19 protein-coding genes are annotated in these 25,961 nt (G+C 70.7%); 13 read left to right on the forward strand and 6 right to left on the reverse strand.

Annotated features, from left to right (window positions below; translation table 11 throughout):
- The first annotated feature begins 202 nt into the window (after window positions 1-202).
- Together ACFYWG_RS21305 and hflX are read left to right on the forward strand one after the other, a co-directional pair.
- Window positions 203-1,879: a M1 family metallopeptidase gene (locus ACFYWG_RS21305; protein ID WP_389202848.1), complete on the forward strand. Its 1,677-nt coding sequence runs from the start codon at window positions 203-205 to the stop codon at window positions 1,877-1,879.
- A 244-nt stretch (window positions 1,880-2,123) separates the two neighbouring features.
- Window positions 2,124-3,617: a GTPase HflX gene (gene hflX, locus ACFYWG_RS21310; RefSeq protein WP_376327589.1), complete on the forward strand. Its 1,494-nt coding sequence runs from the start codon at window positions 2,124-2,126 to the stop codon at window positions 3,615-3,617.
- A 98-nt stretch (window positions 3,618-3,715) separates the two neighbouring features.
- Here the strand turns inward: hflX and ACFYWG_RS21315 are convergent, their stop codons facing one another.
- Window positions 3,716-4,918 (reverse strand): trypsin-like serine peptidase, encoded by a 1,203-nt coding sequence (locus ACFYWG_RS21315; protein ID WP_385417871.1) that lies wholly within the window; start codon window positions 4,916-4,918, stop codon window positions 3,716-3,718.
- A gap of 251 nt (window positions 4,919-5,169) precedes the next feature.
- Window positions 5,170-6,393 carry a trypsin-like serine peptidase gene (locus ACFYWG_RS21320; protein WP_383510568.1) on the reverse strand — a complete coding sequence of 408 codons (1,224 nt, stop codon included), beginning with the start codon at window positions 6,391-6,393 and terminating at the stop codon, window positions 5,170-5,172.
- A gap of 366 nt (window positions 6,394-6,759) precedes the next feature.
- Between ACFYWG_RS21320 and ACFYWG_RS21325 the strand changes: the two genes are divergently transcribed.
- A complete protein-coding gene (locus ACFYWG_RS21325) occupies window positions 6,760-8,181 on the forward strand; it encodes an aminotransferase class III-fold pyridoxal phosphate-dependent enzyme (protein WP_389202851.1) in 1,422 nt (473 codons plus the stop codon).
- A gap of 224 nt (window positions 8,182-8,405) precedes the next feature.
- Window positions 8,406-10,592: an IucA/IucC family protein gene (locus tag ACFYWG_RS21330; protein ID WP_389202853.1), complete on the forward strand. Its 2,187-nt coding sequence runs from the start codon at window positions 8,406-8,408 to the stop codon at window positions 10,590-10,592.
- Window positions 10,593-10,785: 193 nt separating this feature from the next.
- On the opposite strand, the gene ACFYWG_RS21335 is transcribed toward ACFYWG_RS21330, so the two are convergent.
- On the reverse strand, window positions 10,786-10,926 hold the full coding sequence (locus tag ACFYWG_RS21335) for a hypothetical protein (protein WP_389202855.1): 141 nt from the start codon (window positions 10,924-10,926) through the stop codon (window positions 10,786-10,788).
- On the opposite strand from ACFYWG_RS21335, the gene ACFYWG_RS21340 reads away from it, so the two are divergent.
- Both ACFYWG_RS21340 and ACFYWG_RS21345 read left to right on the forward strand, forming a co-directional pair.
- A complete protein-coding gene (locus ACFYWG_RS21340) occupies window positions 10,915-11,631 on the forward strand; it encodes a GNAT family N-acetyltransferase (protein WP_389202857.1) in 717 nt (238 codons plus the stop codon). The two genes, ACFYWG_RS21335 and ACFYWG_RS21340, sit on opposite strands and share 12 nt — an antisense overlap.
- A gap of 351 nt (window positions 11,632-11,982) precedes the next feature.
- A complete protein-coding gene (locus ACFYWG_RS21345; protein WP_389202859.1) occupies window positions 11,983-13,980 on the forward strand; it encodes an ATP-dependent DNA helicase in 1,998 nt (665 codons plus the stop codon).
- A 263-nt stretch (window positions 13,981-14,243) separates the two neighbouring features.
- Here the strand turns inward: ACFYWG_RS21345 and lexA are convergent, their stop codons facing one another.
- Window positions 14,244-15,023, reverse strand: a complete 780-nt coding sequence (lexA, locus tag ACFYWG_RS21350; RefSeq protein WP_333935681.1) for a transcriptional repressor LexA — start codon at window positions 15,021-15,023, stop codon at window positions 14,244-14,246.
- A gap of 622 nt (window positions 15,024-15,645) precedes the next feature.
- Here lexA and nrdR point away from each other — a divergent pair.
- The gene (gene nrdR, locus ACFYWG_RS21355) at window positions 15,646-16,200 is read left to right on the forward strand and encodes a transcriptional regulator NrdR (protein WP_383510558.1); all 555 of its coding nucleotides are present in this window, start codon (window positions 15,646-15,648) and stop codon (window positions 16,198-16,200) included.
- 163 nt (window positions 16,201-16,363) lie between these two features.
- A complete protein-coding gene (locus tag ACFYWG_RS21360) occupies window positions 16,364-19,255 on the forward strand; it encodes a vitamin B12-dependent ribonucleotide reductase (protein ID WP_389202863.1) in 2,892 nt (963 codons plus the stop codon).
- Window positions 19,256-19,406: 151 nt separating this feature from the next.
- Here the strand turns inward: ACFYWG_RS21360 and ACFYWG_RS21365 are convergent, their stop codons facing one another.
- Window positions 19,407-19,940, reverse strand: a complete 534-nt coding sequence (locus ACFYWG_RS21365; RefSeq protein ID WP_376327575.1) for a TerD family protein — start codon at window positions 19,938-19,940, stop codon at window positions 19,407-19,409.
- A 153-nt stretch (window positions 19,941-20,093) separates the two neighbouring features.
- Between ACFYWG_RS21365 and ACFYWG_RS21370 the strand changes: the two genes are divergently transcribed.
- The 3 genes from ACFYWG_RS21370 to ACFYWG_RS21380 all read left to right on the forward strand — a co-directional run bounded on the left by ACFYWG_RS21370 (window position 20,094) and on the right by ACFYWG_RS21380 (window position 22,430).
- Window positions 20,094-20,699, forward strand: coding sequence for a YdbC family protein (locus tag ACFYWG_RS21370; RefSeq protein ID WP_376327573.1), 606 nt, complete (start codon window positions 20,094-20,096; stop codon window positions 20,697-20,699).
- Between the two features lie 153 nt (window positions 20,700-20,852).
- Window positions 20,853-21,512: a histidine phosphatase family protein gene (locus tag ACFYWG_RS21375; protein ID WP_383509132.1), complete on the forward strand. Its 660-nt coding sequence runs from the start codon at window positions 20,853-20,855 to the stop codon at window positions 21,510-21,512.
- Window positions 21,513-21,524: 12 nt separating this feature from the next.
- Entirely contained in the window at window positions 21,525-22,430 is a 906-nt protein-coding gene (locus ACFYWG_RS21380; RefSeq protein WP_383509135.1) for an ADP-ribosylglycohydrolase family protein, read from the forward strand.
- A 372-nt stretch (window positions 22,431-22,802) separates the two neighbouring features.
- On the opposite strand, the gene ACFYWG_RS21385 is transcribed toward ACFYWG_RS21380, so the two are convergent.
- Complete coding sequence (locus ACFYWG_RS21385) at window positions 22,803-24,350, reverse strand: MFS transporter (protein ID WP_383509138.1); 1,548 nt, start codon at window positions 24,348-24,350, stop codon at window positions 22,803-22,805.
- 188 nt (window positions 24,351-24,538) lie between these two features.
- Here ACFYWG_RS21385 and ACFYWG_RS21390 point away from each other — a divergent pair, with 188 nt between their 5' ends.
- Together ACFYWG_RS21390 and ACFYWG_RS21395 are read left to right on the forward strand one after the other, a co-directional pair.
- Entirely contained in the window at window positions 24,539-25,159 is a 621-nt protein-coding gene (locus tag ACFYWG_RS21390) for a TetR/AcrR family transcriptional regulator (protein WP_376327567.1), read from the forward strand.
- A gap of 82 nt (window positions 25,160-25,241) precedes the next feature.
- Window positions 25,242-25,943, forward strand: coding sequence for a ribonuclease HII (locus ACFYWG_RS21395; protein WP_383509141.1), 702 nt, complete (start codon window positions 25,242-25,244; stop codon window positions 25,941-25,943).
- Window positions 25,944-25,961: the final 18 nt, after the last annotated feature.

Raw genomic sequence — 25,961 nt, forward strand, 5'->3', positions numbered from 1 at the left:
ACCGGATCGCTCGGCGTCCCCGGCCGGGGGCGTCCGACCGAGTAGCGGAAGCCGCGGGCACCGGGCGCTCCGCCGGGTGTGTCCCACGGCTACCGGCCGGTCGGTCCGCAGCGGGCAGCCGGCGCACGGGTCGGTCCCCGGATCGGGTGGGGCGGACGCGCGCCGCCCTCGGCGCGCCGGCGCACGCTGGTAGCGGTGGGTCATGCCCCACACCCCCCACGCCCCCGGACCCGCTCGCCCCCGAGCCGCCCGCACCCGCCGTCGCCGGACTTCCGCCGCGCTCCTCGCCTCCGCCGTCTCTGTCTGCCTCGTCGCCGCGAGCGCCCCCGCCGTACCGCTCGGCGTCGGCGACCGCCTCTTCCCCTACCTGGGCAACCCCGGCTACGACGTCGCCGCGTACGACCTCTCCTTCGTCTATCCCGGCAGCAACAGCGAACCGCTGCGCGCCGTGACCACCATCGACGCCTGGACCACCGCCGACCTCGACCGGATCAACCTGGACTTCGCCCACGGCACCGTCGAGTCGGTCGAGGTGGACGGCGACCCCGCGCAGTTCCGCACCGCCGGCGAGGACCTGGTGATCGCGCCCGAGGACTCCGTGTCGGACGGCAAGTGGGTCCGGATCACCGTGCGGCACACCAGTGATCCCGTGCCCGCCGACGGACGCGAGGGCGGCTGGGTCCGCACCGGGGACGGCCTCGCCATGGCCAACCAGGCGGACGCCGCGCACCTGGTCTTCCCGTGCAACGACCACCCCTCCGACAAGGCCATGTTCACCGTCCGCGTGACCGCGCCCGACGGCTACACGGCCGTCGCCAACGGCCTGCCCGCCGGCACCCACAAGGCGGGCGGTTCCACCACGTGGACGTACCGCACGCACCATCCCATGGCCACCGAGCTCACACAGGTCTCCATCGGCCGCTCCACGGTGCTCCACCGCACCGGCCCGCACGGCCTGCCGATCCGGGACGTCGTGCCCACGCAGTACCGGGCGGCACTGGAGTCCTGGCTGGAGAAGACCCCGGCGCAGATCGCGTGGATGGAGGACAAGGTCGGCCGCTACCCCTTCGAGGTGTACGGCCTGCTGATGGCCGACGCCTCCACCGGCTTCGAACTGGAGACCCAGACGCTCTCCCTCTTCGAGCGGGAGCTGTTCACCGAGCCCGTCTACCCCCCGTGGTACGTCGAGTCGATCATGGTCCACGAGCTGGCCCACCAGTGGTTCGGCAACAGCGTCGGCCCGCGCACCTGGTCCGACCTGTGGCTCAACGAGGGACACGCCACCTGGTACGAGGCGCTGTACGCCGAGGAGAAGGCCGGCAAGCCGCTGCAGGACCGGATGAAGGCGGCGTACGGCGCCTCCGACCGCTGGCGCGCCGCGGGCGGACCGCCCGCTCTTCCCGCGCCACCGGAGCCGGGCCGCAAGATCGGCATCTTCCGGCCCGTCGTCTACGACGGCTCGGCCCTCGTCCTGTACGCCCTGCGCCAGGAGATCGGCCGCCCGGCCTTCGAGCGGCTGCAGCGCGAGTGGGTCGGCCGCCACCAGGACGACACGGCGACGACCGAGGACTTCGTCCGGCTCGCCGCCGAGGTCTCCGGGCGCGACCTGGACGCCTTCTTCCAGGGCTGGCTGTACGGCGAGAAGACCCCGCCGATGCCGGGGCACCCGGACTGGAAGCAGGAGCCGGCCGGGCAGCCGGAGCCGGCCGCGAAGCCCGGGTCGGCTGTGGAGCCGGAGTCGGTCGCGAAGCCGGGGGCGGTTGTCGAGCCGGGGTCGGTTGCGAAGCCGGGGTCGGGCGGGTCGGCTCGAGGGGGAGGGCGTGCCGTGTCGGGTGCGGATCGCCGGGCTTCCGCCGCTCGGCAGGAGCCACTGAGGTGAAGCCCGCTGAGCCGGGCGAGCAGCACCCCGACGGGTAGCCCGTCGGCCCCGGAACCCGCAGGGCGGGCCTTCGAACCCCTCTGATAACCCGGTGACGAGACGACCCGTGCCGTGCGACCATCTTCAGGTCGGCGCGGCACGGATCGCCGGGAATCTCCCGGACCGCCCGTGCGTTGTGGACAGTGACGGCAGAGCGCACCGCACTCCGCCGCAGAAGACGGTTTCCCACCTACGTAAGGATCCAATGACCTCCTCTTCTTCCTTTTCCCAGGACACCAAGCGCTTCGCGCACAGCCACCCCGAGGGTCTTCGGGCCGATGCCCTGATGGAAGAGGACGTCGCCTGGAGCCACGAGATCGACGGAGAGCGGGACGGCGACCAGTTCGACCGCTCCGAGCGCGCGGCCCTGCGCCGCGTCGTGGGCCTCTCCACCGAGCTCGAGGACGTCACCGAGGTCGAGTACCGCCAGCTCCGCCTGGAGCGGGTCGTCCTCGTCGGCGTCTGGACCTCGGGAACCGTCCAGGACGCCGACAACTCCCTCGCGGAGCTCGCCGCCCTCGCGGAGACGGCCGGCGCGCTCGTGCTCGACGGTGTCGTCCAGCGCCGCGACAAGCCCGACGCGGCCACGTACATCGGCTCCGGCAAGGCCGAGGAGCTGCGCGACATCGTCCTCGAGACGGGCGCGGACACCGTCATCTGCGACGGTGAGCTCAGCCCGGGCCAGCTCATCCACCTCGAGGACGTCGTCAAGGTCAAAGTCATCGACCGTACGGCCCTGATCCTGGACATCTTCGCCCAGCACGCCAAGTCCCGGGAGGGCAAGGCGCAGGTCGCGCTCGCGCAGATGCAGTACATGCTGCCGAGGCTGCGAGGCTGGGGTCAGTCGCTGTCCCGGCAGATGGGCGGCGGCAAGGGCGGCGGCCTCGCCACCCGTGGTCCCGGTGAGACCAAGATCGAGACGGACCGGCGGCGGATCCGCGAGAAGATGGCGAAGATGCGCCGTGAGATCGCGGAGATGAAGACCGGCCGCGAGATCAAGCGCCAGGAGCGCAAGCGCAACAAGGTGCCCTCGGTCGCCATCGCCGGCTACACCAACGCGGGCAAGTCCTCGCTGCTCAACCGCCTCACGGGCGCGGGCGTGCTCGTCGAGAACGCCCTGTTCGCGACCCTCGACCCGACCGTGCGCCGGGCCGAGACCCCGAGCGGACGGCTGTACACGCTGGCCGACACGGTCGGCTTCGTCCGCCACCTGCCCCACCACCTGGTCGAGGCGTTCCGCTCCACGATGGAGGAGGTCGGCGAGTCCGACCTGATCCTCCACGTGGTCGACGGTTCGCACCCGACGCCGGAGGAGCAGCTGGCCGCCGTGCGCGAGGTGATCAGGGACGTCGGCGCCACCGGCGTGCCCGAGATCGTCGTGATCAACAAGGCCGACGCGGCCGACCCGCTGACCCTGCAGCGGCTGCTGCGCGTCGAGAAGCGGTCCATCGCCGTCTCGGCCCGCACCGGCCAGGGCATGGACGAACTGCTCGCACTGATCGACAGCGAGCTGCCGCGTCCGTCGGTCGAGATCGAGGCGCTCGTGCCGTACACGCACGGCAAGCTGGTCGCCCGTGCGCACGACGAGGGCGAGGTCCTCTCCGAGGAGCACACCGCGGAGGGCACCCTGCTCAAGCTGCGGGTGCACGAGGAACTGGCGGCGGAACTCGCGCCGTACGTCCCGGCGCCGCTCGCCTGACCTTCCCGGTCATCGCGCAGGCCCGCCCCCGAGGTCACTCGGGGGCGGGCCTGCGTCGTACGGGACGGGCGTCCGCCCGCCCAGGCCGCGGTCCCGGATCAGCGACCGCCGTACGTCCTGCTCATGTTCTGGTAGAGCGCCTCGGCGTCGCGGCCCAGCTGCGGGCCGGCCAGCCAGGTGTTGTCGGCCGGGCCGATCGAGGTGTTGGAGACCAGCACGGACTTGCCGTTCAGCACGCGGAACCAGCCACCGCCGGATGAGCCGCCCGTCATGGTGCAGCCGATGCGGTACATCGTCGGCAGGGCCGGGGACAGGGAGAACCGGCCCGGGGCGTCGACGCACCGGAACATCTGCAGCCCGTTGTACGGCGGCGCAGCCGGGTAACCCCAGGCGCCGATCTTGGCCGCTTCGGCGGCGGACGGGGCGGAGAAGTCCACGTCCAGCGCGGCGCCGACCGTCTCCTCCAGGGACTTCGTGCCGCGCTCGGGCTTCACGTGCAGCACGGCGTAGTCGTGGGCGGCACCGTCACCGCCGGTCTCCGAACCGCCCTGGATCCACTGGTTCGAGGTCGAGGCCCAGTCCGCCCACCAGTTGCCGTAGGGCGCGATCTCCGCCGGATCCGCGTCGCGCAGCTCCGCCTCGGACTTGTCGAGGTCGTTGTAGGCGGGGACGAACACGAGGTTGCGGTACCAGCCGCCGTTGCCACCGGCGTGCACGCAGTGCCCCGCCGTCCACACCAGGTTCGACTTGCCCGGGTGGTTGACGTCCTTGATGACGGTGCCCGAGCAGACCGCGGGGCCGTCGGGGGAGTCGAAGAAGACCTTTCCGACGGGCGCCGCGTTGCGGTGGTACGGCGTCTTCTCGGCCTGGGCCCGCACCGGCGCCGGATCCGGGTCACTGACGCCCTGGCCGGCGACATCGTCCTTGGTCGTGATCGTCTTGTTGGCCTCTTCCGCCGACTGCATGCGCTCCGGCTTCCACAGGCCCTCGATCACCGGGTTGACGAAGTCCTTGGCGTCACTGAGCCACTTGTCCTTGTCCCAGTCCTTCCAGCCGCCGTCCTTCCAGCGGTCGACGTCGATCCCGTGCTCCTTGAGCCTGCCGGCGAGGTCGGCCGGGATGCCGACCTCGCCACCGCCGTCGCCGGCCGTCCGCGAGCTCGTGGCGCCGGGCTTGCCGCTCGCCGAGTCCGCCGAACCGCCGCAGGCGGTGACGGTGAACGCCAGCGCGGTGACGAGACCGGTCGCGGCCAGGACGGAGCGCCGCTTGTGCCTGAGCGCGGACGTGGATATGGAACGCATGCTGACCCCCGTTGTTGTTGCAGATGCTGCGCGCTGGTGCTGGTGCTGGTGCTGGTGCTGGTGCTGAGGTGTAGGTGATGGTGCGTGTGGTGCTCGTGTATGCGGTTCGTTCGAGGAGCCGGGGCGGGTGAGCCCGGTTGCCGGCGCCGGCGCTCACGGACGCGCCGACGTCCGGGCGCACCACCGGGCGAGACGCAGCAGTGCCGGCTCGCCCGGTGATCCCCTGTGCGATCAGCCGAGTCTCACATGTCTCACTGACCCGCGAACTTCTTGCTCACCGAGTCGTACACGCCCTTGGCGACGTCGCCCAGGCGCGGCCCGGCGAGCCAACCCGACGTCACCGGCCCGATCGACGTGTTGGACACCAGCGCCGGCTTGCCGTCCGAGCGCGTCGCGACCCAGCCGCCGCCCGACGAACCACCGGTCATGGTGCAGCCGATGCGGTACATCGTCGGGTCCGACTCGGTGAGGGACAGCCGTCCGGGACGGTCCTGGCAGCGGTACAGCTTCTGCCCGTCGTACGGCGGCGCGGCCGGGTAACCGATCGCCGTGACGCTCTGGACGTCGGGCACGGCGGGCGCCTTGAAGTCGACCGGCAGTGCCGAACCCACCGTCTCCTCCAGCGACTTGCCGCCGCTGCCCTTCTCCGGTGTCACATGGATCACCGCGAAGTCGTACGGAGCGCCGTCCCCTCCGGTCGAACCGCCCCGCTCGATCCACTGGTCCGAGGTCTGCGCCCAGTCACCCCACCAGACGCCGTACGGGGCCACTTCCTCGCGGGTCGCGTTCTCCAGCTCCTCGACCGGCTTGCCTGCGTCGTTGTACGAGGGCACGAACGCGATGTTGCGGTACCAGCCGCCCTTCTTGCCCGCGTGCACACAGTGCCCCGCCGTCCACACCAGGTTGGACTTGCCCGGGTGAGCCGGGTCCTGCACCACCGTCGCCGAGCAGACCGCCGAGCCCTCGGGGGAGTCGAAGAACACCTTCCCCGCGGTGGGCTCGTTGGCGTGGTACGACGACGAGACCCCCTCTGCCCTGATCGGCTTGGGCGTCGGGTCCGTGACTCCCTGGTCACCGGTGACATCGCTCTCGCCGACGCCCTGCTCGGGCTCGTCGGCGTCCCGCATGCGGTCCGGGTTCCACAGGCCCTCGATGATCGGGTTGATGTACTCGTTGGCCTCGCGCAGCCAGTCGTCCCGGTCCCAGTTCTTCCAGGCGCCGTCTTTCCACTTGTCGATGTCGATCCCGTGCTCGCGCAGCCGGTCCCGGATGTCGTCCGGCAGCTTGAACTTGCCGTCGTCGGAAGCCGTCGCGGAGGCCGAGGCCTCACCGCCGGCCTTGGCGTCGCCCGAGTCACAGGCGGTGGCGGTCAGCGCGAGGGCCGAGGCCAGAGCCACGGCGGCCAGGACGGGGGAGTTCCTGCGGCGCGCCCTCCCCCCTCGGCCGGTGCTGGACGACTGCCGTATGGATCGCATGATCTGACTCCCCCTGAGGTGAACGAACTAGGACGAACCGTCGCCCAGGGCATGATCTCCGGCCCACTCGCGGGGAGTTCGGGCCGGCCTCACGGCGTCCGGGACGGCATCACACACTATGCGGTGCCTGTGGGGGAGGTCCGACGGAACCGCAACAGTTCCGTCACGGAGAGGATCTTGAAGCAACCCGTAACCCCGAACGCTGTCGGGGGTTGGTAGCGGTGGGGGTCCTGCTGTCCGTCTGCGATCCCTCGTGCCCGTGCGCCGTGGGAGGTCAGTAGAGCCGTGCCGGAATCCACTCGTGGGGGTCATGCGTCCGAGGAGGCCGCCGTGGGGCGTGCGCAGGTGGCGCCGACACCCGGCGGGGTGTCTGGCGCGGCAAGCCCGGGAGGTGCTCACCCTGCGGAGGGGGTCCGGCGCCGCCAGTCCGCCCGCGACGCCGCCGCCCGCACCTACGCCCGCGCCCTGCCCCTGGTGCCGGTGCGGGCGCGAGGGCTGACCATCGAGGGGGCGGACGGCCGGCGCTACCTGGACTGCACCTCCGGCGCCGGGGCGCTCGCGCTCGGGCACAACCACCCGGTCGTCCTGGAGGCCATCCGCAGGGTCCTCGACTCCGGCGTCCCCCTGAACACCCCCGACCTCGCGACTCCCGTCATGGACGCCTTCCTCGCGGAACTCCACCGCACCCTGCCGCCAGGGCTCGCACATCGGGCACGTGTGCGGTTCTGCGACCCGTCCGCCGATGACGCACTGGAGACCGCCTGCCGATGGGCGCGGGCCGCGACCGGACGGCCCGGTCTCCTGACGTTCACCGACGCCCACCGCCGCGCGGCCTCCCGGTCGCTGGACCCCTGCGTGGCGCACAGGCGAGCCGTCTCCCTTGCCGATGCACCCGGCCACCACTGCCCTCACGGCCTCCACGGTGAGCGCGGACCCGACCTCGCCGCCGACTGGGTCGCGTCCGTGCTCGACGGTCCGGGCTCTGCATCCGGTCTGCCCGCAGGGGTGATCGTCGAGCCCGTCCAGGGAGAGGGCGGGGTATTTCCCGCGCCGGACGCCTGGCTGCGGCGTATGCGCCGGCTCACTTCCGACCGCTCCGTCGCCCTCGTCGTCGACGAGACGCAGACCGGCCTCGGGCGGACCGGCGCCTTGTGGGCGGTCGACCACAGCGGCGTGACCCCTGACGTGATGGTCCTGCCTCCTGACATCGGCGGCAGCCTGCCCCTCGCCGTGGTCGTCCACCGCGAGGACCTCGACGGCGACCATCCGGTGGCCGGCACCGCTCCCTTCCGCGGCAACCAACTCGCCATGGCCGCCGGCACGGCGACTCTGGCCCACATTCGCCGGAACGGCCTGGCCGAGCGGGCCGCGCACTTGGGCACCCGCATGCTCGACCAACTCCGCGCGCTGGCGGAGGAGTTCCCGATCGTGCGTCGAGTGCGGGGGAAAGGGCTGCTGATCGGTGTGGAGTTGGTGGATGCCGAGGGCGTGGGGGAGCTGAGGGAGGCATCCACGGACGTCGAGGCACAGGGACACAACGGCGTGGACGGGCGGACGGCTCGGCGCAACTCCGAGCTCGTGGTCGCGCTCCAGCGTGAGTGCCTGACACGCGGCCTCATCGTCGGCCCCGGCGGCCGGCACGGGAGGGGAGTACGGCTGGCCCCGCCTCTGACGATCACCGACGAACAGGCGGCCGCCGTGCTGGACCGCCTCGCCGGTGCGATCGAGGCGGTGGCCCAGTCCCACGGGCCGGTAGGGCAGCAGCACGGACGCCGGGTCCGTCGATGATGCGCCCGGGCGTGACACGTCGGGCAGAGGGCGCTCCTCCCGCCGCGTCTGCGCGCACCCGCTTCCCCGCCGCGTCTCCGCACACCTTGTCCGCGGTTCCGTGCTGCCCGGGCTTACGGATCGCCGCTGACCGACCCGGCACGGCCGTCTCCCAGTAGCTCCACTCCTGCTTCCGCTCGGCCCGATCCGCCGCATGCCCTGCACCCCCTCACGAGGTATCTGCCTTGAACGCCATTCCTGAGCCTGAGCCCGACGGTCGTCCCACGACGCCGGACCAGGACGTCACCCACCCCGGAAGCTGGCGGACGTCGGCTGTGCCGACCTCTCCCGTGGTTCCTCGCCAGGGGTCGGCGAGGCGATCGGCCAGAGGGGCGACGGGCCACAGCCCGGGCACCGACCCGCTGGACGCGCCGGACCCGCGCACCGTCGCCGAGGCCGCCGCCGTCGAGAACCTCCTCCGATGCTGGGCGCGCGAGACCGATCAGCCGGCCCCTGTCGACGACATCCTGCGCATCCCCCTCCCGTCGAGCGGCACGTCTCTTCTCGCTCCTGTCCGCTACTGGTCCCCGACAGGCTGGCACCGCTTCGGTCCGCCGTGCCTCGCTGACGCCCCCGACCATGCGCCACCGGCCGACGCCGTCACGATCGCCGCGCTTCTCGCCCGGGAGTCCTCGGCGGGCGAACTCGGCCACGAGTCCTCGGTGGGTGACCTCGGCCACGAGTCCTCGGCGGGTGAACTCGGCCGAGCCCGCGGGGGCGACCTGGGTCCTGGCTCGGGCCTCCGTCCCGACCGCAGACCGAACGCGGAGACCGGCCCAGACATCGACGGTCATGCCGGCCGCCCAGCCTCAGGCTCTCGGGGAACTTCGAACCCCGCGGGTGACGCACCTGCCCCTGACAGTGTCGAGTTCGTCGCGACTGTCGCCGACTCGGCCCGTCGCATCGCCGTCTTCGTTCGCGAACGCCGGCAGCACCCGGCCGACGGCCCCGACCTCTTCCTCTCCGCGGAGCAGGCACTCCTTCTCGGGCATCCTCTGCACCCCGCTCCGAAGAGCCGCGAAGAACTCCCCGAAGCCGAAAGCCGGCTCTGCTCACCGGAATTGCGTGGCTCCTTCTCACTGCACTGGATGGCTGTCGCTCCCTCCCTCCTCGCAACCGACACCTCCTGGACAGAACGCGGCCGTCCTGTCGCCGCGACCACACTCGCCGCGCGCCTGGCCGGGCCCGGCCTCGCGCCGCCCGATGGGTACGCCCTGCTGCCCCTCCACCCCTGGCAGGCCCGCGCCGTCCGTCACCGGCCCGGCATCGCCGCCTTGCTGAGCAGCGGACTGCTGCGTGACTTGGGCACCCACGGAGCGCCTTGGCACCCCACCTCCTCCGTTCGCACGGTCTACCGCTCGGGCGCGCCGGCGATGCTCAAGCTGTCGCTCGGCCTGCGCATCACCAACTCCCGCCGTGAGAACCTGCGCAAGGAACTTCACCGCGGCGTAGAAGTCCACCGGCTGCTCCGCGCCGGCCTCGCCCGGCAGTGGCAGGCCGTCCACCCGGACTTCGACATCGTGCGCGACCCCGCATGGCTGGCGGTCGACGCCCCGGACGGCACCCCGCAGCCCGGGCTCGACGTCGTGATCCGCCACAACCCGTTCAGTCCCTCCGACGACGTCTCCTGCGTCGCCGGCCTCGTCTCCCTGCGGCCATGCTCACCTGCCGCGTCTTCGCCGGTGCCGGTGTCACCGGTACCGCCGGAGGCGGGAGCAGGAGGACGGCGGATCCTGGCGGCTGCGCCGCTCATGCAGTCCCGCCTGGGTCAGGTCGTCACGAACCTCGCCCGCCGGACGGGCCGTCCCCGAGGAGCCGTCGCCGCCGAGTGGCTGCTCCGCTACCTCGAGCATGTGGTGCGACCGGTCCTCTGGCTCGACGGTGAGGCGGGCGTCGCCCTGGAGGCTCACCAGCAGAACACCCTGCTTCTGCTGGACTCCGCCGGCTGGCCCACGGGCGGCCGCTACCGGGACAACCAGGGCTACTACTACCGCGAGTCCCGGCGCGCGCACCTCGAAGCCCGGCTGCCCGGCATCGGTGAGCGGAGCGACACGTTCGTGACCGACGACATCGCGGACGAGCGTCTCGCCTATTACCTGGCGATCAACAATGTGCTCGGACTCATCGGCGCGTTCGGCTCCCAGCGACTCGCCGATGAGCGGCTGCTGCTCGCTGCCTTTCGCCGTTTCCTCCAGCGCGCGGCCTCCGGCCCGGACCGGTTGCGTTCCTCGCTGCCCGCCCGGTTGCTCGACTCGCCGGTCCTGCGCTGCAAGGCCAACCTGCTGACGCGCTTGCACGGCATGGACGAACTCGTCGGACCGGTCGACACCCAGTCCGTCTACGTCACCATCACCAACCCCCTTCTCTGTTGATCACTTCAGCCGCTCGTGAAGGCCACTGGCTGCCGCTCGACCGCCTACCTTTCTCCCTTCCGACCCTGAGGTCCTGTCTCACCCCCTTGTCCGAGAGGAGCCCTCGGTGCTTCCCGCTGAGCCGACCGCCGAGACTCACGTCGCCGTCAGCCCGCCGACTGTCGGCGAGCACGACAGCAGAGGGCCAGCCGACCTAGAGCCTCACCCTGCGGCCCACCGCTCCGACGTCGGCCCTGGCGTCGGCGCCGGGGACGACACGGGCGCCGTCGCAGGTGAGGACGATCGGGAAGAGCCAAGCGTCGAGAAGCAGGGTGAGGACACCTTGGACCTGCACCTCCCCGACGCATTTCTCGCGTGGGCCGAAGGAGAGGCGCCGGAGTTCACCCGAACAACTTCAGGCGACAGGCAGGGGACAGCGCCTCACTGGCCTTCCCCTTCCGAGGACACGCCCTCCCGCCCGGCGTTCGACGACCTCCTGGACGGGATCGCCGGCTGGGGACCGGTCCGGACACCCGCGGGCACCTTCCATCTGGTCCCCGCACGCCTGGAGCGCGACCTTCGGCTGATCAGCCGCTGGATGAACGACCCCGCAGCGGCAGCCTTCTGGGAGCTGTCCGGTCCCCCGAGCGTGACCGAGGACCACATCCGTGCCCAGCTCGCCGCTGACGGGCGCAGCCTGCCGTGCGTCGGCGTACTGGACGGGAGACCGATGAGCTACTGGGAGGTCTACCGTGCCGATCTGGATCCGCTGGCCCGGTTCTACCCGGCACGGCCGCACGACACGGGGCTGCACCTGCTTCTCGGCGAGGTCCCCGACCGTGGACGCGGTCTGGGCGGCCTGCTGCTCCGCGCCGTGGCCGATCTCGTTCTCGCGCGGCGACCCTCCTGCGCACGCGTCATCGCGGAACCCGACATTCGCAACACCCCCTCCATCGCCGCTTTCCTCACTGCCGGCTTTCGGTTCGCCGCCGAGGTCGACCTGCCCGGTAAGACAGGGGCCCTCATGGTCCGGGAACGGTCGCTCCTGCATGTGTTGTAGCGCTGTGTCACCCGGTCATCACTCATTGAACGCGGTGCCGGCCGCCGTGGTTCCCGCTCGCGGACGGAAAATCCGGTACGCCGACGATCGATCCCGAGGCACCTCCCTGACCCTGCCCCCGGCCGCTCGGGCCTCACGGCCCAGCGGGGAGTGGCTGGCCACCGGTCACCCAGCGACCAACCTCCCTCCGCGACCAGCCCCGCCCCGCCCTGCCCCGTCATGGAGCCGCACCTTGAACCCGCCGCCCTCCACCCCTGCCGCGCCTCCACCGCGTATCCTGGCTCCGCTCCCGTCCCCCTTCCTCGCCGTGACCACCCGTTTGTCAGTGCCGGGTCGTAGGGTGGTCGGGCTATGACGAAGCCCTCTCTCCCCGAACTCCTGCATGCTGCCGTCGCTGCCGTCGGCGGTACGGAGCGCCCCGGTCAGGTAGCCATGGCCGAAGCCGTCGAGGAAGCGATCGACGACGGCTCCCATCTGCTGGTCCAGGCCGGCACCGGCACCGGCAAGTCGCTGGGTTACCTGGTGCCCGCGCTCGCGCACGGGGAGCGTGTGGTAGTCGCGACCGCCACGCTTGCCCTGCAGCGTCAGTTGGTCGAGCGAGACCTGCCCAGAACGGTCGAGTCGCTGCACCCCTTGCTGCGCCGTCGCCCCGAGTTCGCGATGCTCAAGGGCCGGTCGAACTACCTGTGCCTGCACCGGCTGCACGAAGGTGTCCCGCAGGACGAGGAGGACGGGCTCTTCGACCAGTTCGAAGCGGCGGCACCCACCAGCAAGCTGGGCCAGGACCTCCTGCGGGTGCGGGACTGGGCCGACGAGACGGAGACCGGAGACCGCGACGACCTGACGCCGGGCATCTCCGACCGGGCCTGGGCCCAGGTGTCGGTCTCGTCGCGGGAGTGCCTCGGCGCGTCGAAGTGCGCGTACGGCGCGGAGTGCTTCGCCGAGATGGCGCGGGAGCGGGCGAAGCTCGCCGAGGTCGTCGTCACCAACCACGCGCTCCTCGCGATCGACGCCATCGAAGGCGCCCCGGTGCTCCCGCAGCACGAGGTGCTGATCGTCGACGAGGCGCACGAGCTGGTCTCACGGGTCACCGGGGTCGCTACCGGTGAGCTCACGCCCGGCCAGGTCAACCGCGCGGTGCGCCGGGCCGCCAAGCTCGTCAACGAGAAGGCCGCCGATCAGCTGCAGACCGCCGCCGAGGGCTTCGAGCGGCTGATGGAGCTGGCGCTTCCCGGCCGTCTCGAGGAGATCCCGGAGGACCTCGGGTACGCCCTCATGGCCCTGCGTGACGCGTGCCGCACGGTCATCTCCGCCATCGGCACGACCCGTGACAAGTCCGTCCAGGACGAGGACGCGGTCCGCAAGCAGGCTCTCGCCTCCGTGGAGAACGTGCACGACGTGGCGGAGCGGATCACCAACGGCTCCGAATGGGACGTCGTCTGGTACGAGCGGCACGACCGTTTCGGTGCCTCCCTGCGGGTCGCCCCCATGTCGGTCTCGGGCCTGCTGCGGGAGAAGCTCTTCGCCGACCGCTCGGTGATCCTGACGTCCGCGACCCTGAAACTGGGCGGCGACTTCAACGGTGTCGGAGCCTCCCTGGGCCTCGCCCCCGAGGGCACCGAAGGGGACGACGTCCCGCAGTGGAAGGGCATCGACGTCGGCTCGCCCTTCGACTACCGCAAGCAGGGCATCCTGTACGTCGCCAAGCACCTGGCGCGACCCGCGCGGGACGGCGACCGCGCCGACATGCTGGACGAGTTGACGGAGCTGATCCAGGCGGCCGGCGGCCGCACTCTGGGCCTCTTCTCCTCGATGCGCGGAGCGCAGCTGGCCGCCGAGGAGCTGCGCTCGCGCATCCCAGAGTTCCCGATCCTCCTCCAGGGCGAGGAGACGCTCGGTGAGCTCATCAAGAACTTCGCGGCCGACCCCAGGACCTGCCTGTTCGGCACGTTGTCGCTGTGGCAGGGCGTGGACGTCCCGGGCCCCAGCTGCCAGCTGGTCGTCATGGACAAGATCCCCTTCCCGCGGCCGGACGACCCGCTGATGAGTGCCCGCCAGAAGGCCGTCGAGGACGCGGGCGGCAACGGCTTCATGGCTGTCGCCGCGACCCACGCCGCGCTGCTGATGGCTCAGGGCGCCGGCCGTCTGGTGCGGGCGTCCGGCGACCGCGGCGTGGTCGCCGTGCTGGACCAGCGTCTGGCGACCGCGCGCTACGGCAGCTACCTCAAGGCGTCGCTGCCTGACTTCTGGTTCACGACGGACCGGAACCAGGTGCGCAAGTCACTGTCGGCGATCGACGCGGCGGCGAAGCAGGCGGAGGGGGGCACGGAACAGGCGGAAGACGTCTGACCCTCATGTCGCGGTCTCCGGTACCGCCCGAGGGGGCGAACCAGGCCGCGACGCGTGCGGCGGAGCGTCTGGGCGGGAGAGAGCCGCGATGGGCACGCTCGAGGGGAGCCCGTCCCCGCCTCCTGCCAAGCGCAGAGCAGGGTGCTCGCCGGTGCGGTCGTCCTGCCGCCCCCGGACAGCGCAGGACCCCGGAACCGGCGCAGGGGTTCCGGGGCCCGGTCTGAGGGCGGGCCGGCCGGGCCCGTCCGATGCCGTGCGCTGGGTCAGACGCGGCGCAGTACGGCCACGACCTTGCCGAGGATGGTCGCGTCGTCGCCGGGGATCGGCTCGTAGGCCGCGTTGTGCGGCAGGAGCCAGACGTGGCCGTCCTCGCGCTTGAAGCGCTTGACGGTGGCTTCGCCGTCGAGCATGGCGGCCACGATGTCACCGTTCTCGGCGACGGGCTGGCGGCGCACCGTGACCCAGTCGCCGTCGCAGATCGCAGCCTCGATCATCGAGTCGCCGACGACCTTGAGGACGAACAGCTCACCGTCGCCGACGAGCTGCCGGGGCAGGGGGAAGACGTCCTCGACGGACTCCTCCGCGAGAATCGGACCACCCGCGGCGATACGGCCGACCAGTGGGACGTAGGAGGCGGCCGGCTTGCCCGCCGTGTCCGTGGGCTGCACGGTGGCGGCCTGGTCCGACCCGCGCACCTCGTAGGCGCGGGGGCGGTGCGGGTCGCGGCGCAGGAAGCCCTTGCGCTCCAGGGCCATCAGCTGGTGCGCCACGGAGGAGGTGCTGGAGAGGCCGACGGCCTGGCCGATCTCCCGCATCGACGGCGGGTACCCGCGCCGCTGCACCGAGTCCCGGATGACTTCGATGACGCGGCGCTGGCGGTCGGTGAGTCCGGAGCTGTCCGCCCGGATGCCCGGAGGTCGGCCCGGCAGGGAGCGCTTGTGCCCCTCAGGGTTCGTGGCTTCGTTCATCGCATGCACCGGCTCCAGTCGGCCCTGGGAGCGGTCCTGGGCAGTAATGGCGGCACTGTCTGCGGTGGTGGTCACGTCGGCCCCTCTCGATGGTCTCCCTGCTGGACAACGGTAGTTGCTTTCGAAAGGTTGCGCCAAACACACGTTCGAGTGAAAAAACGTGGATTGGTGGGCGCAATGGCGTGTCCGGGTGTATTGGAGGCCGCGCTGCCCGGCGGGCAAAAGGGCCCATTGCTGTACTCTTCACCGCCGGGGTGATCGCCTCGTGGACTGCTGCCCCAGTCTGCCATCCGGCATTCCCCAGCCTCGGGACCAGCCCTCATCTGTGCGGGAGTCCCACGCCCCCTCCCCGCGGCGCCCACGGTATCTCCGCATGTGCCGCAGCGATACGGCTGTGCAAGAAGTGCGCCCGCAGGGGCACGCTCATGGCGGCAGGGGTGTGCGGCCCGAGCGGCCGACGGGACCGGCGTGGGCCGCAGCGGCGGCCGTCACCAGGGGACACGCGTGCGACACGCGCGTGCGACCTCGATGTATGAGCCAATCCCCACATCTAGTGGTTGGATTGCTACAGCAGCCCAGAAGTTGTGGTCCCCCGGGTCTTCGCGCTCATGGTCATCGCCTATGCTTGGGGCTGCTTCGTGGGGCGCAAGAGGTCCCGCGAGGTTCTTGAGTCTGCTGTGAGGAGGGTTCGGAGTTCATGCACTGCCCCTTCTGCAGGCACCCCGACAGTCGCGTGGTCGACAGCCGGACGACCGACGACGGCACGTCGATCCGCAGGCGCCGCCAGTGCCCTGACTGCTCCCGTCGATTCACGACCGTGGAGACGTGCTCGCTCATGGTGGTCAAGCGGTCGGGGGTCACCGAACCCTTCAGCCGTACGAAGATCATCAACGGTGTGCGCAAGGCGTGTCAGGGGCGGCCCGTCACCGAGGACGCGCTGGCCCAGCTCGGCCAGCGGGTCGAGGAGGCGGTGCGGGCCACCGGAAGCGCCGAGCTGACCACCCACGATGTGGGGCTGGCCATACTCGGCCCGTTGCAGGAGCTGGACCTCGTCGCCTACCTCAGGTTCGCGTCCGTCTACCGGGCCTTCGACTCGCTCGACGACTTCGAGACGGCGATCGCGGAACTCAGGGCCCAGACGGGGCACCCCGAAGCGGGCGACGAAGACCGCGGCGACGCGGGGAGCCAGGAAGACGACCGCGGGTCCGGAGGGGCGAAACAGGTCCCCGAGCCCGCAGGCGCCGCCGACTGAGTGGCGGGCCGGCCTTGGAAGGCAGCTCCGGGCCGGCCGGACGGCGGCGATGTGAAGACCTGTTGCGGGCAGCGTGAGTGGGCGCCCGCAACATCAGACAGAACACCGTGCATCGGGAACATCGGTGCACTTCAGGGCGTTTTCGCCCGTACAGGGAGGCGGCATGACAGAGACGGCGAGCGGTCCGGCACGGAGTTCCCGCGCCAAGAGCCCCAAGGCGAGCAAGGGCCTGCGTATCGAGCGCATCCACACCACCCCCGGGGTCCACCCCTATGACGAGGTGGCCTGGGAGCGCCGTGACGTCGTCATGACCAACTGGCGCGACGGCTCGGTCAACTTCGAGCAGCGCGGCGTGGAGTTCCCCGACTTCTGGTCGGTGAACGCGGTCAACATCGTCACCAGCAAGTACTTCCGCGGTGCCGTGGGCACCCCCCAGCGCGAGACCAGCCTCAGGCAGCTGATCGACCGCATCGTGAAGACGTACCGGAAGGCCGGAGAGGACTACAAGTACTTCTCCTCCCCGGCGGACGCCGAGATCTTCGAGCACGAGCTGGCCTACGCCCTCCTGCACCAGATCTTCAGCTTCAACAGCCCCGTGTGGTTCAACGTGGGCACGCCGCAGCCCCAGCAGGTCTCCGCCTGCTTCATCCTGTCCGTCGACGACTCCATGGAGTCGATCCTCGACTGGTACAAGGAAGAGGGCATGATCTTCAAGGGCGGCTCCGGCGCCGGCCTGAACCTCTCCCGCATCCGCTCCTCCAAGGAGCTGCTGTCCTCCGGTGGCAACGCCTCCGGCCCCGTCTCCTTCATGCGCGGTGCCGACGCCTCCGCCGGCACGATCAAGTCGGGCGGCGCCACCCGCCGTGCCGCCAAGATGGTCGTCCTCGACGTGGACCACCCCGACATCGAGGACTTCATCGAGACCAAGGTGAAGGAAGAGGAGAAGATCCGCGTCCTGCGCGACGCCGGCTTCGACATGGACCTGGGCGGCGACGACATCACGTCCGTCCAGTACCAGAACGCCAACAACTCGGTCCGCGTCAACGACGAGTTCATGACGGCGGTCGAGCAGGGCGGTCAGTTCGGGCTGCGCGGCCGGATGACCGGCGAGGTCATCGAGGAGGTCGACGCGAAGGCGCTCTTCCGCAAGATCGCCCAGGCCGCCTGGGCCTGCGCCGACCCCGGCATCCAGTACGACGACACGATCAACAACTGGCACACCTGCCCCGAGTCCGGCCGGATCACCGCGTCGAACCCGTGCAGCGAGTACATGCACCTGGACAACACGTCCTGCAACCTGGCCTCGCTGAACCTGATGAAGTTCCTCAAGGACGACGGCAAGGGCAACCAGTCGTTCGAGGCCGAGCGCTTCCAGAAGGTCGTCGAGCTGGTCATCACCGCGATGGACATCTCGATCTGCTTCGCGGACTTCCCGACCCAGAAGATCGGCGAGAACACCCGCGCCTTCCGCCAGCTGGGCATCGGCTACGCCAACCTCGGCGCCCTGCTGATGGCCACCGGCCACGCCTACGACTCCGACGGCGGCCGCGCCCTCGCCGGTGCCATCACCTCCCTGATGACCGGCACGGCCTACCGCCGCTCCGCCGAGCTCGCCTCGGTGGTCGGCCCGTACGACGGCTACGCCCGCAACGCCGACGCCCACAAGCGCGTCATGAAGCAGCACTCCGACGCCAACGACACGGCCGTCCGCATGGACGATCTGGACACCCCGGTGTGGGCCGCCGCCAGCGAGGCCTGGGGCGACGTCCTGCGCCTGGGCGAGAAGAACGGTTTCCGTAACTCGCAGGCGTCCGTGCTCGCCCCGACCGGCACCATCGGTCTCGCGATGTCCTGCGACACCACCGGCGTCGAGCCCGACCTGGCCCTGGTCAAGTTCAAGAAGCTCGTCGGCGGCGGCTCGATGCAGATCGTCAACGGCACCGTCCCGCAGGCCCTGCGCCGCCTGGGCTACCTCGAGGAGCAGATCGAGGCGATCGTCGCCCACATCGCCGAGAACGGCAACGTGATCGACGCCCCCGGTCTCAAGCCGGAGCACTACGAGGTGTTCGACTGCGCCATGGGCGAGCGGGCCATCTCCCCGATGGGCCACGTCCGCATGATGGCCGCGATCCAGCCGTGGATCTCGGGCGCCATCTCCAAGACGGTCAACATGCCGGAGACGGCGACCGTCGAGGAGGTCGAGGAGATCTACTTCGAGGCCTGGAAGCTCGGCGTCAAGGCCCTCGCGATCTACCGCGACAACTGCAAGGTCGGCCAGCCCCTCTCCGCCAAGACCAAGGAGAAGGAGAAGGCGGAGATCACCGAGAAGGCCGAGGATACGATCCGTACCGCGGTCGAGAAGGTCGTCGAGTACCGCCCGGTCCGCAAGCGCCTGCCGAAGGGACGCCCCGGCATCACCACGTCCTTCACCGTCGGCGGCGCCGAGGGCTACATGACGGCCAACTCCTACCCGGACGACGGTCTCGGTGAGGTCTTCCTGAAGATGTCCAAGCAGGGCTCGACCCTCGCGGGCATGATGGACGCCTTCTCCATCGCGGTCTCCGTCGGTCTGCAGTACGGCGTGCCGCTGGAGACGTACGTCTCGAAGTTCACCAACATGCGCTTCGAGCCGGCCGGCATGACCGACGACCCGGACGTGCGGATGGCGCAGTCGATCGTCGACTACATCTTCCGCCGCCTGGCGCTGGACTTCCTGCCCTTCGAGACGCGCTCCGCGCTCGGCATCCACTCCGCCGAGGAGCGTCAGCGTCACCTGGAGACCGGTTCCTACGAGCCGACCGAGGACGAGGTCGACGTCGAGGGTCTGGCGCAGTCGGCGCCGCGCGCCCAGGAGCTGAAGGCCGTCACCGCGCCGAAGGCGGAAGAGGCGGTCAAGCCCGTCCCGCAGCAGGCCCACACCAGCGCCGAACTGGTCGAGATGCAGCTGGGCATCCAGGCCGACGCCCCGCTGTGCTTCTCCTGCGGCACGAAGATGCAGCGGGCCGGTTCCTGCTACATCTGCGAGGGCTGCGGCTCCACCAGCGGCTGCAGCTGACGCCGAGCGTCTGAGCCCATGAGAGAGGGGCACCGCCTTCGGGCGGTGCCCCTCTCGTCCGCACAGGCCGGACGCCGGCGGGCCGTGAGCGGCCGGAACGGCGTTCCGGCCTGACCCGAGCCCGCTGTTCCCGCAGTCCGGTACACCGGCTTCAAGGCCGGTGCGCCGCTCCCATCGTCCGGGTGAACTCGACCGGGTCGCCCTCGAAGCCGCGCAGACCGGGGCGGAACTCCCACGGGCCGGAGCCTTCCCGCACGAACTCGGCGACCGTGGTCGCCGTCGCCCCGAGGACACCACCGAAGTCGTCCTCCGCCAGGACGGTGTAGCCCTCGCGGATCCGCAGGCCGGGATTGATCACACTGACGAAGGTGCGCTCCGCCGGCCGCTGCTGGATGACGACTCCGACCACCACGCGCGCGTAGCGGACGTCCAGCCGGTCGAGCTCCAGCGTCATGACCTCGTCGTAGCCGAAGCCCTGCCCGTCCTGGCTGTCCCGGTTGAGGTAGATGGTGCCGTCGGGCGAGCGGCTGTCGAAGTGCACGACGTAGGCCGGGTCGCCGTGCGGATCGTCCGCCGGATAGGTCGCCGCGACCAGGTCCAGGTCCGTGGACGGCTGTCCCGCCGGACTGGGGTCCCACCGCATCGCGATCTCGATCTTGCGAAGCCCCTTGTTCAGCCCGTCCACCCAAGTCCCCTTCCCCGTACCGACCGCATGTTCGCCCCAACTGCCGGTCCATGACGACTGCTTGTCCATCCTGCCACGCGCGCGGGGACCTGCGTGGGGGAGTGGTCCGGCAGAGAGTGACCGACGCCACGCCCGGGGCCTTACCATGGCGCGGTGCTGGTCAAGTGGATTCGCTGCACCGTGGTGGACCGCCGCGGTTTCGAGCGGGGGCAGCGGAAGTGGGCGGGGCTTCTGGGGGAGCCGGGATTTCGGGGGCAGGGGGGTGGCTGGAGCCGGAGGCGGCCCGACGTGGCGCACATCTTCGCCTTCTGGGAGAGCCGTGCCTTCTACGACTCCTTCATGGCGCGCTCGCACGACCGGCTCGCGGCGGCGCAGTCGGGCACGTTCAAGGACGCCCGGGTCAGGCTCTTCGACTACCGCTTCGACGTGAAGACCGGCTTCGAACCGCGCTTCGCGGACGCCGACCTGCTGCGGGTCGCGCTGTGCCGTGTCCACGCGGAGCGGGCGGAGCACTTCGTCCTGATGCAGGAGAAGGTCTGGAACCCCGCGATGGCCGGTTCCCCGGGCATGGTGCGCGGCCTCTTCGGCGAGGCGCCCGGGCACGAGTATCTGGTGCTGTCGATGTGGCGGTCGGCCGCCGAGCACGGCAAGTACCGCACCGAACGGGTGGAGCGGCTCGCCCTGCGGGCCCAGACGGAGGCCGACGTGGCGGCGCTCACCGGGGCCGTCGTCGACATGGAGCCCAGCTGGACCGTGTGAACCGTGGAGGAGGCGAAATCGGGGACCGGCGGACGGCAGCCGAACCGTGGGAGGTGCGGCGGATGTGACCTGAGGTGCGCGAAGGGTGTGACCTACGCTGTAACCGTGCGGCATGTGTGCTCGACGGGCCGCCACTCGATCTAGGGTTTCGGCATGGCACGACCACGGCGCATCGTCCTTGTCCGGCACGGCGAGTCAACGGGCAATGTTGATGACTCCGTGTACGAGCGTGAACCCGACCACGCCCTGGCTCTGACCGAGCGGGGCAGGCAGCAGGCCGAGGCCACCGGCGAGCACCTGCGCGAGATCTTCGGCGACGAGCGCGTCAGCGTGTACGTCTCCCCCTACCGCCGCACACACGAGACGCTGCGCGCCTTCCACCTCGACCCCGGTCTCATACGGGTCCGTGAGGAGCCCCGGCTGCGCGAGCAGGACTGGGGCAACTGGCAGGACCGGGACGACGTGCGCCTGCAGAAGGCCTACCGCGACGCCTACGGCCACTTCTTCTACCGCTTCGCCCAGGGGGAGTCGGGGGCCGACGTCTACGACCGGGTCGGCGGGTTCCTCGAGAGCCTCTTCCGTAGCTTCGAGGACCCCGACCATCCGCCGAACGTGCTGATCGTCACCCACGGCCTGGCCATGCGGCTGTTCTGCATGCGGTGGTTCCACTGGACGGTGGCGGAGTTCGAGTCGCTGTCCAACCCGGGGAACGGCGAGGTGCGGATGCTCGTTCTGGGGGACGACGGCAAGTACACGCTCGACCGGCCGTTCGACCGCTGGCGAGATCCCGAACCGTACGGGGTCACCGGATAGAGTGGCAGGGCGATGACCGCTGATTCCTCCCTCGATGTGCGCCTGGACCGCGCCCTGGCCGGCCTGCGCGGGCTGTGCGTCGGGGACGCACTGGGCTCCCAGTACTTCGTGCCGGTGAACTACCCGCTCCTCAAACGCCGCGAGGTGCCGGACGGGCCCTGGCAGTGGACGGACGACACGGAGATGGCCTGTTCCGTCGTCGCCGTGCTGGCCGCCCACCACCGCATCGACCAGGACGCCCTCGCCCGGTCCTTCGCCGAGCACCATGACGCCGACCGGGGCTACGGCCCCGCGGTCGGCCGCCTGCTGCAACGCGTCAGGGAGGGCGGCGACTGGCGCGAACTCGCCGCAGCGCTGTTCAACGGGCAGGGCTCCTGGGGCAACGGAGCCGCGATGCGCATCGCGCCGCTGGGCGCCTGGTACGCGGACGACCCGGAACAGGCGACCCACCAGGCGGAGATTTCCGCGTACACCACCCACCAGCACCGGGAGGCGGTCGTCGGTGCCATGGCCGTCGCCGCGGCCGCTGCCTTCGCCGCGTCCCCCGGCGGGCCGCCCGGCGCCGAGGCCCTGCTCGACGGGGTCATCGACCTGGTGCCCAAGAGCGCCGTGGGTGCGGGGCTGCGCCGGGCCCGGGACATGCTCGACTACGGGGACGCGGCCACGGTCGCGGCGGTGCTGGGATGCGGGCGGCGCAAGACCGCCCACGACACCGTGCCCTTCGCGCTCTGGTCCGCCGCGCGCAGCCTCGGTGACTTCGAGCAGGGTTTCTGGACGACAGCCCGGGCCGGGGGTGATGTCGACACCACCTGCGCCATCGTCGGCGGCGTCATCGGCTCCGGGAAGGCCGGGGCACCGCCTTCCGAGTGGGTCAGCCGTACGGAAGCGCTCCCGGACTGGGTGCCCACGACCGCCTAGTCCGCCGCCTTCGGAAACTCTCCGTACACTCCGGGAACTCTCCGTGACCGGCCGTGCGTTGTCGTGACATCGGCTGCCTGGCTCTTGGGGTCCGGGAAGCCGGACGTCGGATGCCGGGCACGGGGTGGTGCACGAGCGCAAGGGGAGGTCATGAGGGTTCTGGTGCTGGCGCTTCTGCTGTCCTGCCGGGCCGCCTGCCGTCTTCGTGTGTGTCGTGCCCCGGTCGCCGGGAGCGGCTGGTCGCCGGTGTCGCGTGTCCCGCGAGTGCGTGGCGGTCATCCGCTCGCGCGAGCGGACCGGCCCGGCAGCCGCCGGCGGGTCTGTGTCAGACCTGCCGGCGAGCCGCGCAAGCCGGCCCGCGGTGGGTGCCGCTCAGCCGATGCCCGGTCCGGCGGAGCCGGCGAGGGCGTCCAGGTCGCTCTTGCGGACCCGGATCACCACCGCCGCGGTGATCAGAGCGAGGACGGCCATCGCGGCCGCCGGTATGAAGGCCGCGGAGATGCCCTGGGCCAGTACCTCGTGACCCCATGGCGCGGGCAGCTGGTGGGTCGCGGCGAACTCCGCCTTCTGCTCCGCGGAGCCCTCGGCCATGAAGTTCGGGAGCTGCTCCTCCGCCTCGTTCCTCGTGGCCGTGCCGAAGACGGTCGTGAGGATGGACAGCCCCAGCGAACCGCCCACCTGCTGCATGGTGTTGAGCAGGCCGGAGGCCGCCCCGGCCTCGTGCTGGGCGACGCCGGACACCGCGGTGAGCGTCAGGGTCACGAAGTTCAGGCCCATGCCGAAGCCGAACACCAGCATCGGTCCGAGCACCCCGCCGACGTACGAGCTGTCCGAGGTGATCAGCGCCTGCCAGGCGAGGCCGATCGCCGCGAGCGCGGTGCCCACCAGCATGAACGGCTTGGGACCGAGGACGGGCAGGAAGCGCTGGGACAGACCCGCACCGAGCGCGATCACGACCGTCACCGGGAGGAAGGCCAGGCCGGCCTCGATCGGGGTGTATCCGAGCACGTTCTGCACGAACAGCACGATGTAGAAGAACATGCCGAACATCGCAGCGGCCAGGCTCAGCATGATCACGTAGGTTCCCGAGCGGTTGCGGTCGGCGAACATCCGCAGCGGGGTGATCGGTTCCTTGGCCCGGGACTCGATGAGCACGAAGGCCGCCAGCAGCACCACGGCGGCGACGAAGGAACCGATGGTGAGGCTGTCCCGCCATCCCTCGTCCGCGGCCCGGATGAAGCCGTAGACCAAGGAGGCCATACCGGCGGTGGAGGTCACCGCACCCGCGATGTCGAACCGGCCGGAGTGCCGTTCGCTCTCACTGATGTACAGCGGTGTGAGCACGGCGATGAGGATGCCGATCGGCACGTTGACGAAGAGGACCCAGCGCCAGTCGAGCCACTCGGTGAGCATGCCGCCGGCGAGCAGGCCGATGGCGCCGCCGCCCGCCGAGACCGCGGCGAAGACTCCGAAGGCCCGGTTGCGTTCCGGCCCCTCGGGGAACGTGGTGGTGATGAGGGCCAGCGACGTGGGCGACGCGATCGCGCCTCCCACCCCCTGCAGGACCCGAGCCGCCAGCAGTTGCCAGGGCTCCTGGGCGAGCCCGCCGAGCAGGGAGGCCAGGGTGAACAGCAGGATGCCGGTCATGAACACCCGGCGCCGGCCCAGGATGTCCCCGGCGCGGCCGCCGAGGAGCAGCAGACCGCCGAAGGTGAGTGTGTAGGAGCTGACGACCCAGGTGAGGTCGGTGGTGCTGAACTGGAGCGCGTCTTGAATGTGCGGGAGCGCGATGTTCACAATCGTCGCGTCGAGTACCACCATGAGTTGGCAGGCCGCGATGACCGTGAGTGCGATGCCGGGGCGTCCCTCCCGGCGGGCCGCGCCCGGCTTTTGGCTGCTGAGCAAAGGAGAGGTTGTCACTATGGGTCCCCCACGAGTGCCTTAGTGAACGCTCGCGTTCACTGTCGCGTCAACCGTAGTGAGTCCCCGACAGTGAACGCAAGCGTTCACTCGCTGGGTCGTCGTCCGGCGCGTCCCCCGCTGAGGCCGCACGACGCCTTCCCCCGTCCCCGGAATCCCCGCTTCCCCTGTTCGTTGGAGAGAGTCAGATGGTCACCCCCAGCTGGGCGGACGCTCCCGCTCAGACGACCGCCCGCCGACGCGGCGCCGTACTGGAGCGCGCGATCCTCGACGCCGCTCTGGAGCAGCTGAGCACGGTCGGCTGGAACGGCCTGACGATGGAGGGCGTCGCCGCCGGCGCGCAGACCGGCAAGGCCGCGGTCTACCGGCGCTGGCCGTCCAAGGAGGACCTGGTCGCCGACGCCCTGCGCGCCGGACTGCCCCGGTTCGACGAGACCCCGGACGAAGGGGGTGTGCGTGAGGACCTCCTGGTGCTGTGCCTGCGAGCTCGCGACGCGATGTTCTCCCGGCCCGGTTTCGCACTGCGTTCGGTCATTCACGAATGCGACACCGCGCAGGCCGAGCGCTTCCATGCCGTGATCTTCGACGGGGTGGTCGAGCCCACCCTGAGGATGTTGCGGGCGGTCATCGACCGTGGCATCGAGCGGGGAGAGGTGCGCCCCGACGCCGCCAACGGCTACGTCTTCGACGCCATTCCGGCGATGATGATGTATCGCTCCAAGATGTGCGGCTGCGAATGGAAGGATCATGAAGTCGAGGAGATGATCGACCAGTTGATGGTTCCGCTCCTGCGGCCGGCCGGCGGCTGACGCGACGCCGACGAGGCGGGGGCCGGGCCGAGGCCGACCGGGGTGTCGCGTGTCGATCAGGGCGGCGTAATGTAGGGGCGCCATGCCGTACGAACCGCCTACTCACACCGTCGAGCGCTCCCTCAGGGCTACGACCGGAGCGAAGATCGTTGCAGGTGTCGACGAGGTGGGGCGCGGCGCGTGGGCCGGTCCCGTCACCGTCTGCGCGGCGATCACCGGACTGCGCCGCCCGCCCGAGGGCCTCACGGACTCGAAGCTGCTCACCCTCAAGCGGCGGACCAAGCTCGCCGAGGAACTGCGTACCTGGGTGACGTCCTTCGCCCTCGGGCATGCCTCCCCCGAGGAGATAGACGCCCTCGGCATGACGGCCGCGCTGCGGCTCGCCGCGGGGCGTGCTCTGGACGCCCTGCCGGTGCGTCCCGACGCGGTCATCCTCGACGGCAAGCACGACTACCTCGGCGCGCCCTGGCGGGTCCGTACGGTGATCAAGGGTGACCAGTCCTGCGTGGCGGTCGCGGCGGCCTCGGTGATCGCCAAGGTCCAGCGCGACAAAATGATGGCCGAACTGGGTATCGACCATGCAGACTTCGGTTTTGCGGACAACGCCGGGTATCCCTCACCCGTGCACAAGGCCGCACTGGCGGAGCGGGGTCCCACTCCCCACCACCGGTTGTCGTGGGCGTATCTTGATGCGCTGCCCCAGTGGCGGCACCTCAAGAAGGTCCGCAGCTGGGCGGACGGAAGCGTTCCGGAGATCGAGGGTCAGCTCGGCTTCGACTTCTGACCGTTTCGTTCGTGTGCA

It is taken from the genome of Streptomyces sp. NPDC003456 (assembly GCF_042878735.1).
GTDB lineage: Bacteria > Actinomycetota > Actinomycetes > Streptomycetales > Streptomycetaceae > Streptomyces.